The 974-nt window shown below is 36.7% G+C and carries 1 protein-coding gene and 1 pseudogene; both read left to right on the forward strand.

Going from position 1 to position 974, the window contains the following annotated elements:
* Nucleotides 1-130: pseudogene (locus ACRCJ0_RS15585) on the forward strand (ribonucleoside-diphosphate reductase); the annotation flags it as partial.
* 25 nt (nt 131-155) lie between these two features.
* A partial coding sequence (gene nrdF, locus ACRCJ0_RS15590; protein ID WP_431391102.1) for a class 1b ribonucleoside-diphosphate reductase subunit beta occupies nt 156-974 on the forward strand: 819 nt, incomplete at its 3' end.

Raw genomic sequence — 974 nt, forward strand, 5'->3', positions numbered from 1 at the left:
TCGTGACCTTAACCGCTTGCGTAATTATGCTTGGGCACAAGGGATCAAATCGATTTACTATGTGCGGACTTATACAGATGACTCCGATAAAGAAATTGGCGTTGACCAATGTGAATCATGTGTGATTTAAAACGTAAACGAGAGGAAAATTAATAATGACACAAGAAAATAAAAAATACTTTAACCAGATTTTGGGTGGAGAACCAACAAATGATCATGTTTTATACTATAAATCCATCGACTGGGACCGGGTAGAAGATGCGATTGATAAGTCAACATGGGAAAAATTGACCTCACAATTTTGGTTGGATACACGTATTCCAGTATCTAATGACCGTGATGATTGGCGAATCCTAACTGACGAAGAACGTGATGTAGTCAACAAAGCCTTTGCTGGCTTAACAGCTTTAGATACTTTACAGTCTGAAGAAGGCGCAAACGTTATGCGTGATGCTGTTCGGACACAACATGAAGAAGCGGTATTGAACAATATCCTATTCATGGAGTCGGTACATGCTAAATCTTATTCAACAATTTTTATTTCATTGAATACAACTCGTGAAATTGATGAGATCTTCGATTGGGCTAACAACAACGAATATCTTCAATATAAAGCACGTCGTATCAACGAGATTTACCAAAATGGTACTGGTCTACAACAAAAAATTGCCAGCGTATTCTTAGAAACCTACTTATTCTATTCAGGTTTCTATGCACCATTATGGTATTTAGGCAACAATAAATTAGAGAATGTCGCTGAAGTTATCAAATTGATTATTCGCGATGAGTCTGTACATGGTACTTACCTGGGCTACAAATTCCAATTAGGTTACAACCAACTTTCAACTGATGAACAAAATGAATTGAAAGACTGGATGTACGCGCTGCTATTTGACTTAATGGAAAATGAAGAGAAATATACCGAAGAAATCTATACACAAGTAGGTTGGACGAAAGAAGTTAATACCTTTATA

It is taken from the genome of Aerococcus sp. L_32, from assembly GCF_050689315.1.